Source organism: Gilliamella sp. CG16, assembly GCF_046635785.1.
Lineage (GTDB): Bacteria > Pseudomonadota > Gammaproteobacteria > Enterobacterales > Orbaceae > Gilliamella > Gilliamella apicola_I.
Genome location: NZ_JBIDFL010000002.1, coordinates 92,819 through 108,137, shown reverse-complemented (window position 1 = coordinate 108,137; position 15,319 = coordinate 92,819). Strand labels below are relative to the sequence as shown.

16 protein-coding genes are annotated in these 15,319 nt (G+C 35.5%); 12 read left to right on the top strand and 4 right to left on the bottom strand.

The annotated features are described in order from the left end of the window. The first annotated feature begins 25 nt into the window (after positions 1-25). Positions 26-709, top strand: coding sequence for a tRNA (adenosine(37)-N6)-threonylcarbamoyltransferase complex dimerization subunit type 1 TsaB (tsaB, locus tag ACGH47_RS02955; protein WP_411622683.1), 684 nt, complete (start codon positions 26-28; stop codon positions 707-709). Between the two features lie 60 nt (positions 710-769). Here the strand turns inward: tsaB and ACGH47_RS02950 are convergent, their stop codons facing one another. Further along, a complete protein-coding gene (locus tag ACGH47_RS02950; protein WP_220216757.1) occupies positions 770-1,036 on the bottom strand; it encodes a GrxA family glutaredoxin in 267 nt (88 codons plus the stop codon). A 379-nt stretch (positions 1,037-1,415) separates the two neighbouring features. On the opposite strand from ACGH47_RS02950, the gene ACGH47_RS02945 reads away from it, so the two are divergent. The 4 genes from ACGH47_RS02945 to ACGH47_RS02930 all read left to right on the top strand — a co-directional run bounded on the left by ACGH47_RS02945 (position 1,416) and on the right by ACGH47_RS02930 (position 4,337). Beyond that, positions 1,416-2,105, top strand: coding sequence for a DUF2884 family protein (locus ACGH47_RS02945; protein WP_267361175.1), 690 nt, complete (start codon positions 1,416-1,418; stop codon positions 2,103-2,105). Between the two features lie 69 nt (positions 2,106-2,174). Beyond that, positions 2,175-3,035 carry a bifunctional methylenetetrahydrofolate dehydrogenase/methenyltetrahydrofolate cyclohydrolase FolD gene (folD, locus tag ACGH47_RS02940; RefSeq protein ID WP_411622682.1) on the top strand — a complete coding sequence of 287 codons (861 nt, stop codon included), beginning with the start codon at positions 2,175-2,177 and terminating at the stop codon, positions 3,033-3,035. A 65-nt stretch (positions 3,036-3,100) separates the two neighbouring features. Further along, positions 3,101-3,592: a peptidylprolyl isomerase B gene (ppiB, locus tag ACGH47_RS02935; protein WP_065559211.1), complete on the top strand. Its 492-nt coding sequence runs from the start codon at positions 3,101-3,103 to the stop codon at positions 3,590-3,592. Continuing rightward, a complete protein-coding gene (locus ACGH47_RS02930) occupies positions 3,585-4,337 on the top strand; it encodes a UDP-2,3-diacylglucosamine diphosphatase (protein WP_411622681.1) in 753 nt (250 codons plus the stop codon). Before ppiB ends, ACGH47_RS02930 begins: the two co-directional genes overlap by 8 nt. Here the strand turns inward: ACGH47_RS02930 and modC are convergent. The 3 genes from modC to modA are packed head-to-tail and all read right to left on the bottom strand — an operon-like array spanning position 4,316 to position 6,469. Continuing rightward, positions 4,316-4,999, bottom strand: a complete 684-nt coding sequence (gene modC / locus ACGH47_RS02925) for a molybdenum ABC transporter ATP-binding protein (RefSeq protein ID WP_411622679.1) — start codon at positions 4,997-4,999, stop codon at positions 4,316-4,318. The two genes, ACGH47_RS02930 and modC, sit on opposite strands and share 22 nt — an antisense overlap. A 3-nt stretch (positions 5,000-5,002) precedes the next feature. Next, positions 5,003-5,692 (bottom strand): molybdate ABC transporter permease subunit, encoded by a 690-nt coding sequence (modB, locus tag ACGH47_RS02920; RefSeq protein WP_411622677.1) that lies wholly within the window; start codon positions 5,690-5,692, stop codon positions 5,003-5,005. Positions 5,693-5,704: 12 nt separating this feature from the next. Continuing rightward, complete coding sequence (modA, locus tag ACGH47_RS02915; protein ID WP_411622675.1) at positions 5,705-6,469, bottom strand: molybdate ABC transporter substrate-binding protein; 765 nt, start codon at positions 6,467-6,469, stop codon at positions 5,705-5,707. A gap of 324 nt (positions 6,470-6,793) precedes the next feature. On the opposite strand from modA, the gene ACGH47_RS02910 reads away from it, so the two are divergent. The 7 genes from ACGH47_RS02910 (at position 6,794) to dgt (ending at position 15,068) form a co-directional block, all read left to right on the top strand. Beyond that, positions 6,794-7,582 carry a TOBE domain-containing protein gene (locus tag ACGH47_RS02910; protein WP_267351313.1) on the top strand — a complete coding sequence of 263 codons (789 nt, stop codon included), beginning with the start codon at positions 6,794-6,796 and terminating at the stop codon, positions 7,580-7,582. A 10-nt stretch (positions 7,583-7,592) separates the two neighbouring features. Further along, positions 7,593-9,065: a molybdate ABC transporter ATP-binding protein ModF gene (modF, locus tag ACGH47_RS02905; protein WP_411622673.1), complete on the top strand. Its 1,473-nt coding sequence runs from the start codon at positions 7,593-7,595 to the stop codon at positions 9,063-9,065. A gap of 395 nt (positions 9,066-9,460) precedes the next feature. After that, positions 9,461-11,464 (top strand): excinuclease ABC subunit UvrB, encoded by a 2,004-nt coding sequence (gene uvrB / locus ACGH47_RS02900; protein ID WP_220216767.1) that lies wholly within the window; start codon positions 9,461-9,463, stop codon positions 11,462-11,464. Between the two features lie 25 nt (positions 11,465-11,489). Continuing rightward, positions 11,490-11,840, top strand: coding sequence for a RidA family protein (locus tag ACGH47_RS02895; RefSeq protein ID WP_411622828.1), 351 nt, complete (start codon positions 11,490-11,492; stop codon positions 11,838-11,840). A 143-nt stretch (positions 11,841-11,983) separates the two neighbouring features. Beyond that, complete coding sequence (purE, locus tag ACGH47_RS02890; RefSeq protein WP_411622671.1) at positions 11,984-12,484, top strand: 5-(carboxyamino)imidazole ribonucleotide mutase; 501 nt, start codon at positions 11,984-11,986, stop codon at positions 12,482-12,484. Between the two features lie 7 nt (positions 12,485-12,491). Next, entirely contained in the window at positions 12,492-13,556 is a 1,065-nt protein-coding gene (gene purK, locus ACGH47_RS02885) for a 5-(carboxyamino)imidazole ribonucleotide synthase (RefSeq protein WP_411622827.1), read from the top strand. 18 nt (positions 13,557-13,574) lie between these two features. Next, complete coding sequence (gene dgt / locus ACGH47_RS02880; protein ID WP_411622670.1) at positions 13,575-15,068, top strand: dGTPase; 1,494 nt, start codon at positions 13,575-13,577, stop codon at positions 15,066-15,068. Positions 15,069-15,319 lie beyond the last annotated feature (251 nt).

Below are 15,319 nucleotides of genomic sequence, written 5' to 3'. Positions count from 1 at the left end.
AAAAACGGACTATTTTGGAAAAAAAATGAGTACTATTTTAGCCATTGATACCTCAACTGAAGCGTGTTCAGTTGCGCTATTATATCAAAATGAAATCACGCATGATTTTCTTGTTTCTGCTCGAGATCATACCAAGCAGATACTGCCTATGGTGGATAAAATATTAAAACAATCCGATTGCCTATTATCACAAGTTGATGCTATCGCTTTTGGACAAGGTCCTGGTAGTTTTACGGGTGTAAGAATAGGTATTGGCGTTGCTCAAGGATTAGCGTTAGGCATTGACAGACCGATGATCGGTGTCTCGACATTGATGACGTTAGCCCAAGGCGCTTTACGTTTGAATCAAGCCAAAAACGTAATTGCCGCAATCGATGCCAGAATGAACGAAGTTTATTTAGGACAATATCAATATGTTAATGAGCAATGGCAAGCCATGATCGATGAATGCGTGATTGCTCCTGAAAAGGTCGCTGATAAAGTCAAACGAAAATGTACAGATGACTATTATAGCGCAGGTACCGGTTGGCAAACTTATCCTGAAATGTTAACAGATATTAAAAGCAGCGATCTTTTATTACCTCATGCACAAGATTTGATCATTATTGCCAACCAAAAATGGCAAAGACAAGAGTTAGTGAATGTCGAAGATGTCGAACCAACTTATTTGCGTAACGAAGTTACTTGGAAGAAGTTGCCAGGGCGTTAAAAAAAATGCCACTGAAACGGTGGCATAGTATTAATAACCAATCAAGGAAAAGTGTTTAAACTACTCTTTAAATAATCCTAAGTGTGCTTTAGCATAAGCTTCAAAATCAGTACAACCGCCAATCGGTTTTTCATCAATAAAGATTTGAGGTACTGTTTCAACAGGTTTGCCAACACTTTTTGATAAATCTTCTTTAGTGATACCTTCTTCATTGATATCGACATAACGATAAGAAAAATCATCTCGCTCTTGAGACAGTTTTTCAGCTAATTCTTTTGCCCGTACACAATAAGGACAGCCTGAACGTCCAAAAATTACAGTAAACATTGGTCACCTCGGTTATATGTTATTTAATAATAGTTACTATACTTAACTTTTCTAGAAAAAAAAGCACTAAATCATATTTAATTTTATAGTTTAAACCTATTAATAATTTATTATTAGCTGTTAAGATTAATGAATACGTCTGATTTTAAATTAATTATTTCTAACAACGGTTAATTATTAAAAAACGTGTTTACCTAGTTTTAAACTAATATTGTTTATAAAGATAAGTTTCGTTGTTATTATGCTAAATATGGTTTTGTTAATGGCGTTTTTTTATGTCATGTAATTGATCATTTTATTATGGCAAATAAAAATTTTGTTATGTTTTTTATTTAAAGTCTGGTTATAATTTAACTAATCTTAATATATAAAAGTTGATATGTTAAAAAAGCTATTGTTTTTATTATTGTTTAATTCATTCACTGTTTTTGCTGCTAACCAAGAATGTGCAGTAAAACCCAGCTATGACATTGTAATAAGTAAACAGAATGTCCATATTTTTAATGATAAAAATGATTTATTGATTTCACCAACAGGAAAGATTATTTTCAATAATCAGTCGGTTTCGCCTTCTCCTCAATTGAAGCAAAATGCATTAAAATTTCAGCGTGCTTTACGTCAACAACTTCCAGAATTAGAACAACAAGCATTGAACTTGTTAGATGAAGTTAATACAACCTTCAAAAAAGCCATTATTACAAAATTGGATGATGATAGCGGATTACATGAACAACTCAAAAAATTATATAAACGATTAGTAAACTTATTACACCAATCGATTATCACTGAAAATAATGAAACCCATTTTTATTATAAAAATTTTAATAATTTAAAAAAAGATGGTGAACAGATTGGGCAACGAATTTTTTATAATATTGTCGGTAATAGTATTTTGCATTTTCGCCTGTTCAAAAATTATGGGGGAATTAAACAAATATCGAAAAATGAGTGGAAAACTCAAAAACCAAAATTAAAAGCTTTTGATAGTAAAATTTGTTCGGTAATTACAAATGTTGATACACAATATAAACAGATATTATCTGAACTTAGTCAAGCAAACGATAAGTGAATAGACATTAATAACAACTTTTGCGAAAATAAAGACTTTAGTGTTTAAAATAAGTAAGTATAGAAGCTCATGACTGCACATATAATTAATGGTAAAGCGTTAGCACAACAAATACGAAACGAAATTGCTAATAAGGTAAAAGTTCGGGTTGAAAATGGGTTATCTATTCCTGGGCTTGCTGTTATTCAAGTCGGTTCAGATCCTGCATCAAAAATATACGTAAACAATAAGCAAAAAGCTTGTGATGATGTTGGTTTTGCTTCATTTGCTTATGATTTTCCTACATCAACAACTGAAGCATTATTAGCATTGATAGATGAATTAAATCAGCGATCTGATGTGCATGGTATTTTGGTGCAACTTCCTCTCCCTGAAAATATTGATAAAACTAAAGTGCTTGAACGAATCGATCCGAATAAAGATGTTGATGGTTTTCATCCGTATAATATTGGTCATTTGTTACAGCGTGATCCACTTTTACGTCCATGTACACCCTATGGTGTGGTTAAAATGCTTGAATCGACCGGTATCAATTTATCTGGATTAAATGCCACTGTGGTTGGTGCTTCAAGTATTGTTGGTCGTCCCATGGCGTTAGAACTGCTTTTATTGGGTTGCACAACGACAATTACACATAGCAGAACGGTCGATTTAGCAAAGCATGTTAGTAATGCTGATATTGTTATCGCTGGGGTTGGAATTGCCAATTATGTGAAAGGCGAATGGATTAAACCCGGCGCTATTGTTATTGATGTCGGTATTAATCGTTTACCTGACGGTAAGCTTGTTGGCGATGTAGAATTTGATACTGCCGTAAAACGCGCGGGTTGGATAACACCTGTTCCCGGTGGTGTAGGGCCAATGACGGTCGCTATGTTAATGAGCAATACACTTCAAGCTTGTGAAAAATTAAGTAATGAGTTCAATTAATCGAAACTCATTTAAGGTTGATTTGTTAGATTTATATTAAATAAAAATGAAAATAAGGAACATTTATGATCGTATTTCACACTACATATGGTGATATAAAAATTAATACTTTTGATGATAAAGCACCGGAAACGGTTAAAAACTTTGTCGAGTATTGTAAAGAGGGGTTTTATAATAACACTATTTTTCATCGTGTTATTAATAATTTTATGATTCAAGGTGGTGGTTTTGAACCGGGTATGAAACAAAAAAAGACGAAAGCACCGATTCAAAATGAAGCCGCAAATGGATTAAAAAACAATCGTGGTACATTGGCGATGGCACGTACATCAGATCCGCATTCAGCTACAGCACAATTTTTTATCAACGTGGTTGATAATGATTATTTAAATTATCGTTCAGCAGATGTTAACGGTTTTGGCTATTGTGTCTTTGCCGAAGTGGTTGATGGACTTGATGTCGTTGATAAGATCAAAGCGGTTAAAACGGGACGTAATGGTATGCATTCCGATGTTCCAGTCGAAGACGTGATTATTACGAGTGTCACGGTTGAATAATCCTGTCCGTTACTTTATCGCTGATATCCATTTATCAGATAGTGAGCCTGTGGCTGATTCATTTAATATCAGCGCAGGCTTTTTCTCGTTTCTTGAAACATTACCTAAATACAGTGAACTTTACATTTTAGGTGATTTATTTGATTATTGGGTGGGTGATGATGTTAATTCTAAATTACAAAATCAAGTTGCAGATGCATTAAAATTACTCTCTCAACGTCATATTAAAAAATATTTTGTTCATGGTAATCGTGATTTTTTATTAGGTAAAAGATTTGCTGAAACTTGTGATATGATCTTATTACCAGATATAAATTGCTTACCAAATCAAAACGGAAAAATTCTATTTTTACATGGCGATTTGCTCTGTACAGATGATCTTCAATATCAAAAGTTTCGTAAAATGATGCATAAGCGATGGTTGCAAAAACTCTTTTTAATGATGCCATTATTCATCCGTTTGAAAATTGCTGCAAAATTAAGACAACAAAGTCGTGAACGTAATCAAGTTAAATCAGCGTATATTATGGATGTTAATCAGCAAACGGTTGACAGTATGATGAAGCATTATCATGCAGATATAATGGTACATGGTCATACACATAAACCTGCTGTCCATGATTTTTTAGTGGACAATAAACCTGTAAAAAGGCTCGTACTAGGTGCATGGCATGATGGTATTTCGTATATTAAACAAGAAAAAGATAGTGATCAATTAAATCTTTATAACCACTCTTGTAAATAATCGCTTTGCAAAATAGAATCGGTTTTTCCATAATCTAATAATTTTCCTTGTTCCAAAATGACCACATCGTGAGCGATACGTTTGACTTCGTTTATGTTATGAGTGACATAAATTATTGGGATGTTTAGTTCATTAACCAATTTTTCGATGTAGCTTAACATCTCTTTTTTACGCGGCATATCTAACGCTGATAAAGGCTCATCCATTAATAATAGTTTAGGATGAGTTAATAGTGCTCGACCAATAGCGACTCGTTGCTTTTCACCGCCTGACAACATGGCTGGATAGCGTAATAATAAAGGGCGAATATTGAGTACATCGACGATTTCATCAAATCGTGACATTGTGATTTTTTTGGCACCATAGGTTAAATTTTTTATGACTCGGTAGTGGGGAAAGAGCAAAGGATCTTGAAAAACGGTGCCAATATCTCTTTTTTCAGGCAAAACAAAAATTTTTTGTTCACCATCATATAAGATTGTGCCATTAAGATGGATAAAGCCATGGTCAGGTTTAATTAAACCATTAATCAAATTAATCAGTGTCGATTTACCCGCACCCGATACCCCTAATACGGCAGTCACACCTTGACAAGGAATTTGAAGTTTAAATTCAAATAAAAAACGGGGAAGTTGTTTTTTTACATCAAGATTTAACATCATTTATCAGCCTGCTAACTTTTTTTTATGCCAGCGGTTTAATATTTCAGATAAGAATAACGCCACTAACGATAAGATAATGGAGATAATGCAAAGTCGAAAAGCGGCGAATTCACCATTTGGTATTTGCAATAAAGTATACATGGCTAAAGGCAAAGTACGGGTTTCACCCTGTATATTTGAAACAAAGGTAATCGTTGCACCAAATTCACCTAAACAGCGAGCAAAACCAAGAATTATGCCCATTAAAATACCGGGAAAGGCTAATGGCAATGTTATGGTTATAAACACTCGTAACGGTTTTGCACCTAACGTGCGAGCGACTTGTTCAAGGCGGTAATCAATCGATTCTATCGCCAAGCGAATTGAACGTACCATTAAGGGAAAAGCAACAACGGCTGAAGCTAACGCGGCACCTTGCCAATTAAAACTAAAACTAATATCTAAATAACGATAAAGCCATTTACCGATTATTCCCTGTTTGCCCATGGTCAACAGTAACAAATATCCCAACACTACAGGTGGCAAAACTAAAGGAAGATGAACAAAACTATCCAAACAAGATTTTCCCCAAAATTGGCATCGAGCCAAAATCCATGCGGTGAAAATACCGATGGGTAAACTGCAAGCAATGGCTACGCCTGCAATTTTTAAACTTAGCAATAAGGTTTGCCATTCAAAGTCTGTCAGTAGCATAGTGATAATGTGTTATTGCGTGATAAATCCATATTTTTCAAAAATTATTTTAGCATTGGGTGATTGCAAATATTGATAGAAATTTTGTGCTTCAGGTTTCAATAAAGCGATCGGGTACTCAATCGAGGTAAATGTATTGGCAGGAAACGTCCCTACTATTTTCACTTTTTTACTTACTTTAGCATCTGTGCTGTAGACAATCCCAAGTACGGCTTCGTTGCGTTCAACTAACATTAAAGCATCACGAACATTACTTGCCGGTGCAAACTGAGGGGATAATTGATCATATACCCCTAAATTTGTTAATGACTCTTTAGCATAAAGTCCTGCTGGCACATGATCGGGATCGCCAATAGCCAGTTTTTCATTTTTAGGCAAAATAGCATTCCAATTCGTTGTAGAATTAATCTCAACTTTATCAATCGAAGACTGTTTTGGTGCAATAAGTACTAAAGCATTTTTGAGTAAGTTATCTTTATGGTTAACAAGATGATGATCAATCAAGTAAGTCATCCATTTCTGATCGGCAGACATAAAAATATCAGCCGGTGCACCTTGTTCAATCTGTTTGGCTAACACGGATGATGAGGCAAATGAAAACACAATCTCAACATTTTTATGATCGGTTTGATATTCATTTGCAATATCTTGCATAACGTTCGTCAGTGAAGCCGCAGCAAAAACAGTTATCTTCTCAATGGCTGAAACAGAAACGCTAAATAGAGTGGTTGCTGTCAACAGTGTTACGGCTAACAATGTTTTTATGTATTTGTTCATCCTCTTCCTCGCTCGATATAGGTTGTTTTAATATGACCTATCATATTGGTTTAACTAAAGTTGTCATAACAGATAGCTAATCGTTATATAAAATATTATATAGCGATGCTATCAAAATTCGTTAATAAAGTACAATTAAACTTTTTGATATTTAGGATTGATTCGACAATCGAAAGCGTGTTTAACGGTATAGGGAAATTGCTAAGTCATTTTATTGCTAATCAATCAATTAGTAAGATCGATTCATTTTTTGGTGGATAGCTAAAAAGCGTTTACAATAACAGAAATCTTTTGGTGACGGGTCGCTTTGAAATAAGCGCAATAATGGCTAACATCATGTTTTATCCTGAAATTTTACTGACATTAAATCTGAATCAACACCGGTTTGTCGATCCTCGTCGAATAGCCTTACTTAAAGCGATTGAGCAAACAGGCTCATTAAGTCAGGCTGCAAAACAAGTCGGCATGAGTTACAAAACTGCATGGGATGCTATTAATGAAATGAATGCGTTAGCCCCGACTCCTTTTTTTATTACCTCAATTGGTGGCAAGAAGGGCGGTGGAACAAAGCTTAGTCCTTATGCAGTAAGATTTATTCAGCTTTATGAGTTGCTAACGCAATTACAGCAAAATGCTTTTAATATATTGAGTGATGATAAAGTTCCACTCGATGATATTTTAAAAACGACAGCAAAGTTATCTTTGCAGACCAGTGCACGTAATCAGTTATATGGTAGTATTAAGCAATTAGAGATCAATGAGGTCGCTGGTTATATCACCGTTCTATTAAGCGATAATCAAACTGAATTGAAAGTTAATATTACCCAATCAAGCGTGCAACGATTAAAATTGAGTCCAAATAAAACTGTTATGTTACTCATTAAAGCCCCTGCCATTGAATTTAATCATCTCAATGAAAACTGTTTATCGGCAAAAGTGGTGCAAATTAAAAGCGATAAACATTGGAGTGAAATTCAATTATTATTGCCCTCTGGGCTTGCCATTTATGCGACCAAATTAACCCAAGAAATAGAAAAATTGGCAATAACTAAAGACAAGAAGATTATGCTGTCTATTGATCCACAGCACATTATTATCGCCACCTTAATATAATATTGAATAAATGGAGGTATCCATGTTACGAATTGAAAATGCGGTTTATAAGATCAGTGATTATCGTGTATTTGATATTGAATCTTTGACGCTCAACTCAGGCAGTAGTTTAGCGTGTATTGGTCGTAACGGCAGCGGTAAATCGGTTTTTGTGAAAGCTATCGCTGGAGAGTTACCCCTATTATCTGGTATAATTGTTAACCAATTTAAATCCATTGCCCATATCTCGTTTGAGCAACTGCAAAAATTGGTTGATGACGAATGGAAGCGAAATAATACAGATATGTTAAGTGAAGGTGAGCACGATACTGGATTAACGACTTCGCAAATTATTCAACAAGCCCATGCAAATGAATCTTTGTGTCATCAATTAGCGCAACAATTTGGTATTAGCGAACTTTTAAGCCGTCGATTTAAATATCTGTCAACTGGTGAAACTCGCAAAGCATTGATTTGTCGAACGTTAATGGTAAAACCCGATTTATTGATTTTAGATGAACCCTTTGACGGATTAGATGTGCAATCACGTGAAAACATATCTCAAATCCTTGAGGGGTTAGTCAAACAAGGAATTACTATCATATTGGTTTTAAATCGATTTAATGATATTCCTCCATTCATTGAAAATATTGGACTATTAGCCGATTGTCAACTCTTGAAAATGGGCAAAAAAGATACAATATTAAAGGATGAAACAATCCAGCAGCTGGTTAATTTGGAAAATCTGCCTGAGATGTCATTACCAGAAGCAGATGAATCACCTATTGAACTTGCCGATCACTTAGATCGTATCATTTTAAATAACGGCTATGTTTATTATGACGATAAAGCGGTGATTAATGGATTAACTTGGCAAGTTAAAGCGCATCAAAATTGGCAAATTATCGGGCCTAATGGTGCCGGTAAATCGACACTATTAAGTTTAATCACAGGCGATCATCCTCAAGGTTATAGCAATGATTTGACACTTTTTGGGCGTAAACGTGGCTCTGGTGAAACCATTTGGGACATAAAACGTCATATAGGCTATGTCAGCAGTAGCTTCCATTTAGACTATCGAGTGAGTACCAGCGTTAAAAATGTCCTTTTGTCCGGTTATTTTGATTCTGTTGGGGTTTATCAAACAGCGAGTGATAAACAAAATAAGCTAGCGGATAAATGGCTACAACTACTTGGTTTATATTCTCAGGCTAATAAACCGTTTCAATCGCTTTCTTGGGGGCAACAGCGCTTAGTTTTGATTGCCAGAGCATTGGTTAAACATCCTACATTATTAATATTGGATGAACCCTTACAAGGATTAGATTATTTAAATCGAGAATTAGTCAAACGTTGGATAGATTGCTTAATTGTTGATGGGCATACACAATTGTTATTTGTGTCTCATCATGCTGAAGATGCCCCTAAATGCATCACTCATCGATTAACTTTTGTACCTACAACTGATGTTAACTATCAATATAAGATTGAAGAGATTAATTAGTTTGTTAGTTTTTTGCTATTAAAAACTATTTAAAAATAGAAAAAAACAATTAAATAAAGGCGATTTAATCCCTAAATTTTTTGTTGAAATTTGAAAAAATTTTAAAAAGACTATACTTATGGAGTTATCCCCCAACCCTGTGGATAACTCTGTGAGTAGTTTATTCAAAACAGTAAAAAACTCAGTTTCTATAAGGTTTTGTATTGAACTGTTTAGATTGTAAGCGTAATGGAATGAAATTAATAATATCAATAAGTTATCATAAATCAAGTTGTCATTAGTAAGCGGCGATTAATTGAATTTATGTTAACTGAACAAAAAATATAACATTTTAAAAGGTCAAGCCCTTTTGGGGATAATTTTTATTAATAGGTAAAATTTTAGGTTACGACGTAATGAAAAAATTCAAATTGTGTTCCGATTTTAAACCTGCCGGCGACCAGCCAGAAGCGATTAAAAGGATTAATCAAAATCTTGATGACGGAATAGCACATCAAACATTATTAGGCGTGACTGGCTCAGGTAAAACGTTTACGATGGCAAATGTCATTGCTAAACATAATCGTCCAACGATTATTTTAGCGCCAAATAAAACACTTGCTGCACAGTTATATGGCGAGATGAAAGCTTTTTTTCCTGAAAATGCTGTTGAGTACTTTGTTTCTTACTATGATTATTACCAGCCAGAATCTTATGTACCTTCAACCGATACATTTATTGAAAAAGATGCATCGATTAATGAACATATCGAACAAATGCGACTTTCGGCAACAAAATCTTTATTGGAACGTCGTGATGTCGTCATAGTCGCTTCGGTATCAGCGATTTATGGCTTAGGTGCGCCAGAAACTTACATGTCAATGATTTTGCATTTAACTAAAGGTACGATTACCGATCAGCGCTCGATATTAACCCGTTTGGCTGAATTACAATATACGCGTAATGACCTTGGATTTAGTCGTGGTACTTTCCGAGTTCGTGGTGATGTCATCGATATTTTTCCGGCTGATTCGGATGAACTTGCGGTACGGGTAGAACTATTTGATGATGAAGTCGATCGAATTACATTATTCGACCCATTGACAGGTAATAGCGTTAATGAGGTATCACGTATAACTATCTATCCAAAAACCCACTATGTTACACCAAGAAACATTATGGAAAATGCGATTGCTCAAATTAAGCTCGAACTTAAAGAGCGTCAGAAAGTACTACTTGATAATCAACGACTGTTAGAAGAACAACGTTTAACGCAACGTACGTTATTTGATATTGAGATGATGACCGAATTAGGCTACTGCTCGGGTATCGAAAACTATTCACGGTTTTTATCACAGCGCAAACCGGGCGATCCGCCGGCAACGTTATTTGATTATCTACCGGCTGACGGATTATTGTTTATTGATGAATCCCATGTTGCTATTCCCCAACTAGGTGCAATGTATAATGGCGACCGTTCACGTAAACTTAATTTGGTTGAATATGGTTTTCGTTTGCCGTCAGCGTTGGACAACCGTCCATTGAAATTTTCTGAATTTGAAAATATTATGCCGCAAACAATTTATGTATCGGCAACACCGGCAAAATATGAAATCGAAAAATCGGGTGGCGAAATCATCGAACAAGTGGTTAGACCAACAGGCTTGCTAGATCCTATTATTGAAATAAGACCGGTGGCAACGCAAGTTGATGACTTGCTTTCGGAAATTAAAATCCGCATGCAAAATGAAGAGCGGGTATTAGTTACCACCTTAACCAAAAAAATGGCAGAAAATCTAACCGATTATTTATCGGAGCATAATGTGAAAGTGAAGTATTTGCATTCTGATATTAATACGGTTGAACGCATGGAGATTATTCGGGATTTACGGTTAGGCAAGGTAGATGTGCTTGTTGGAATTAACTTATTACGTGAGGGATTAGATATTCCTGAAGTCTCGCTTATTGCGATTTTAGATGCTGACCGAGAGGGCTTTTTACGTTCTGAAAGTTCTTTAATTCAGACAGTAGGACGTGCCGCGCGTAATGTAAATGGTAAAGCGATTTTGTATGCTGATAAAATTACGCCAGCAATGCAAAAAACCATTGATGAAACCGCTCGACGTCGAAAAAAACAGGAAGATTTTAATACTGCACATGGCATTACACCAAAATCAGTACGTAAAGAGATTAAAGATATTTTAGAAGCAGGATTAAGCACTAAAAAATCAACGGCGAAAGTCCAAGCTTTTGAACCAGGTAAACCGTATCATTATGTCTCTGTCAAAGAGGTTCAAGCCAGAGTGAAAGAGCTAGAAGCAATGATGTATGAAGCAGCACAAAATCTTGAATTTGAAAAAGCAGGTGTGTTGCGTGATGAAATAAAAAAATTACGTGCAGATTTTATTAAGGTTTCTTAATTAATCATCTTATAAGGAATAAATGATGACAATAACACGAATTGATCCAGCAGAACGTTGGTCTGAAGCGGTAATACACAATTATGTAATTTATTATACCAGTGTACCGACTAATTTAATCAATGATGCTTATGCACAAACTAAAAGTGCACTGGCTGAAATAGATAATATGTTAGCCAGAGCAAATAGTGATAAAACACAGCTTTTAGATGTCACCATTTTTCTTGCCAACAAAAGTGATTTTACCGCAATGAATAAAGCATGGGATGAATGGGTAGCAAAAGGTAGTGCGCCCGTTCGTTGTACGGTACATTGTGCGCTGATGGTAGAAGCGTATCTGGTTGAAATAAAAGTTATTGCTGCGGTTAAAGCGTAAATTCAAATTGATGCACATGCTACCTTTGTTATGTAGGCAATGGTAGCATGGTGTATATCCTTAACGATCCTTTTTATCCCCATTCATAAAATTTTAGTGTATACTTTATCTACTTAATTTTTTAAATATTCATACAATTTTCTATGCGTATTCAACCTAAAATTGCTATTGTTATGGGCTCCAAAAGTGATTGGGCAACGATGCAACATGCTGCTGATGTGCTTGATACACTCAGTATTCTTTATCATGTTGAAGTCATTTCAGCTCATCGTACTCCCGATAAACTGTTTCAATTTGCTCAGGACGCTAAGCAAAAGGGCATTGATGTGATTATTGCTGGTGCAGGCGGTGCAGCTCACTTACCGGGTATGTTAGCGGCTAAAACACTTGTCCCTGTGCTGGGTGTACCCGTTCAAACCGCGGCTTTAAGTGGGGTAGATAGTCTTTATTCAATTGTGCAAATGCCTAAAGGTATTCCTGTTGGTACGCTAGCGATTGGTAAAGCTGGGGCAGCAAATGCTGCTTTACTTGCTGCGCAAATTCTTGCCCTGCATGATGCCGATATTTTCCAACGATTATCCCTTTGGCGATTAAGCCAAACGGATGATGTCCTTAATCATCCCGATCCGCGAGTTGAAGATTAACATGACAATGAAAACGGTATGTGTACTTGGAAACGGGCAATTAGGACGAATGTTAAGACAAGCGGGGGAGCCTTTAGGGATAAAAGTCTATCCTGTTGGCATAGATGTTGAACCCGATTCAATTCCTTATCAACAGTCGGTGATTACTGCTGAAATTGAACGTTGGCCTGATACGCCTTTTACCAAGCTTTTAGCTAACCATCCTCAATTTGTTAATCGCCATGTATTCCCTATTATTGCCGATCGTTCAACGCAAAAACAGTTACTCGATGGACTTGGTCTACCAACAGCGAAATGGCATTCACTTGAACATCAACAACAGTGGTCAAATCTGTTTGCTCAGTTAGGACAACGTTTGATTGTCAAACGTCGAACAGGCGGATATGACGGTCGTGGTCAATGGCGGATTAATGATGAAAATAACGTCAATATACCCGATGAAGTTTATGGACATGCGATCGTTGAGCAAACCATTAAATTTGAAAAAGAAGTTTCACTAATTGGGGCTCGTAATGCTAATGGGGAAAAAGTTTTTTATCCATTGACTAACAATTTACATCAAGACGGTATTCTAAAAATGAGTGTTGTCTTACCCGATGAATACAAAACATTACAGTCAAAAGCTGAACACATGTTATCGGCTATTGTGGATAAACTAAATTATGTGGGTGTCATGGCGATGGAGTGTTTTGTGATGGGTAATGATTTGCTCATTAACGAACTGGCGCCTCGTGTGCATAATAGTGGACATTGGACACAAAATGGTGCTTCAATTAGTCAGTTTGAACTGCATTTAAGGGCTTTATTAAGATTGCCACTACCTAAGCCAGATGTCTTTACCCCTTCAATTATGGTGAATTTAATCGGTACAGAACTCAATAAAAAATGGTTATCGATTGATTTAGTGCATCTGCATTGGTACGAAAAGGAAGTTCGAGTTGGGCGTAAAGTAGGGCATATCAATTTAACACATGATAATCCAGATAAATTAAAGCAATCTTTAGCTAGTTTGATATCGTTATTACCGGTGGAATATCAATCGGCTATTGAATGGGCGAAACAGAAATTATAATAATATGAATACAAGGGATTGAGCATGATCGAATTTAATAAAAAAATTAATTATCAACGTAACGAAAGAAATAAACAAGAAAAAATAACCGATCCCTACTCTATTATTGGTTGTTTTGAAAGCGATCGAGGAAGGATCCTTAACTCTGCTGCGATTCGCCGTTTACAGCAAAAAACACAAGTTTTTCCATTAGAGCGTAATTCAGTTGTCAGAACACGATTAACCCACTCCATGGAAGTACAACAGGTAGGGCGTTATATTGTTAAAGAGATCATTCATCGTCTTAGCAACGCCGGAAAACTGGAACAATTGGGATTAGAACAAGTTATTATGCCGATTGAAAGTTTGGTTGAAATGGCTTGTTTAATGCATGATATTGGTAATCCTCCTTTCGGACACTTTGGTGAAAAAGCAATTAACCAATGGTTTGGCTCACGATTAAAAATTCATGCATCATCTTATTATCCTGTGCTTGAAATACAAAAAACGGATAATACTGAGCTTCAGGAGTTGAAAAGTAAAATCCGTCAAGACTTATGCAATTTTGAAGGTAATGCACAAGCCATACGATTAGTTCATACCATTTTGCGATTAAATCTTACTTATTCGCAAATTGCATCAATATTAAAATATTCCAAACCTGCCTATTGGTTGCGTGAAGTTCCCGCTCAATTTTCCTATTTGATGAAAAAACCGGGATATTACTTATCTGAAGAGCCTTTTATCAAAGAGTTATCTGAACAACTTGATATTGAACCTTTTCACCGTTATCCACTCACTTATATTATGGAAGCAGCAGATGATATCTCTTACTGTATTGCCGATCTTGAAGATGCAGTTGAAAAAAAATTATTTTCTGTACAACAACTTTATGAATATTTAAAGGACGCTTGGGGGCCAACCAAACCTGGTGATCTTTTTGATAAAGTTGTCGAGCGTTCATATGAAAATCTAAGACAAAATCAATTTAATGCGATAGCTATTGGGCAATTTTTCATGTATTTACGTGTTAACACTATCACAAAACTCGTCCCTCATGCTGCTGAACGTTTTATTGAAAATATCGAGGAGATATACCATGGTTCATTTAATAATGCGCTCTTAGAAGGTAACGGGGCTGAATATAAATTATTAAATATCTTTAAAACGGTTGGGGTCAAATATGTTTTTAATCATGAATCTGTTGAAAATATTGAATTACAAGGTCACCGAATTATCAGTGGATTGTTAGATATCTATAGTCCTTTACTCGATATGCCAACCCATGATTTTTTAAAATTAGTAAAAGACGATAATCACAAAGAATACCCGATTGAAACACGGCTTTATCATAAACTTTCCGCTAAACATCGGGATGCTTATCAACAAGCTATTAAGAATAAAGATGAAACGAAAGAGACTTTTCAAAGTTGGGAGTTCTATTATCGTTGTCGTTTGTTGCAAGATTATATTAGCGGCATGACTGATCACTTTGCTTTTGATGAATACCGCAAGTTAATGGTGACCTTCTAATTAAATTAATGAATAGATTAAAAGGCACTACAAAAACGCAATAGCACCAGATTAGTGCATCAAACGCTATCGAGTTAAATTTTCTTGATAACCTAATAGAGCTTATCAGCTCAATCATTTGTTATACAATTCATGTTTTATACCTGCATGATAACGCTTCATCATTGCTTATCTAAAATCACAACAAATTAATCTTAATCAAAGCTGGCATAACCTTTGCATTATGTTGATTACCCATAGTAAAAGATGAG

Bases quoted from the DNA above. Each gene is read 5' to 3' on its own strand.
- tsaB (WP_411622683.1), top strand. From the start codon at position 26: ATGAGTACTATTTTAGCCATTGATACCTCAACTGAAGCGTGTTCAGTT.
- ACGH47_RS02950 (WP_220216757.1), bottom strand. From the start codon at position 1,036: ATGTTTACTGTAATTTTTGGACGTTCAGGCTGTCCTTATTGTGTACGG.
- ACGH47_RS02945 (WP_267361175.1), top strand. From the start codon at position 1,416: ATGTTAAAAAAGCTATTGTTTTTATTATTGTTTAATTCATTCACTGTT.
- folD (WP_411622682.1), top strand. From the start codon at position 2,175: ATGACTGCACATATAATTAATGGTAAAGCGTTAGCACAACAAATACGA.
- ppiB (WP_065559211.1), top strand. From the start codon at position 3,101: ATGATCGTATTTCACACTACATATGGTGATATAAAAATTAATACTTTT.
- modC (WP_411622679.1), bottom strand. From the start codon at position 4,999: ATGATGTTAAATCTTGATGTAAAAAAACAACTTCCCCGTTTTTTATTT.
- modB (WP_411622677.1), bottom strand. From the start codon at position 5,692: ATGCTACTGACAGACTTTGAATGGCAAACCTTATTGCTAAGTTTAAAA.
- modA (WP_411622675.1), bottom strand. From the start codon at position 6,469: ATGAACAAATACATAAAAACATTGTTAGCCGTAACACTGTTGACAGCA.
- ACGH47_RS02910 (WP_267351313.1), top strand. From the start codon at position 6,794: ATGGCTAACATCATGTTTTATCCTGAAATTTTACTGACATTAAATCTG.
- modF (WP_411622673.1), top strand. From the start codon at position 7,593: ATGGAGGTATCCATGTTACGAATTGAAAATGCGGTTTATAAGATCAGT.
- uvrB (WP_220216767.1), top strand. From the start codon at position 9,461: ATGAAAAAATTCAAATTGTGTTCCGATTTTAAACCTGCCGGCGACCAG.
- ACGH47_RS02895 (WP_411622828.1), top strand. From the start codon at position 11,490: ATGACAATAACACGAATTGATCCAGCAGAACGTTGGTCTGAAGCGGTA.
- purE (WP_411622671.1), top strand. From the start codon at position 11,984: ATGCGTATTCAACCTAAAATTGCTATTGTTATGGGCTCCAAAAGTGAT.
- purK (WP_411622827.1), top strand. From the start codon at position 12,492: ATGAAAACGGTATGTGTACTTGGAAACGGGCAATTAGGACGAATGTTA.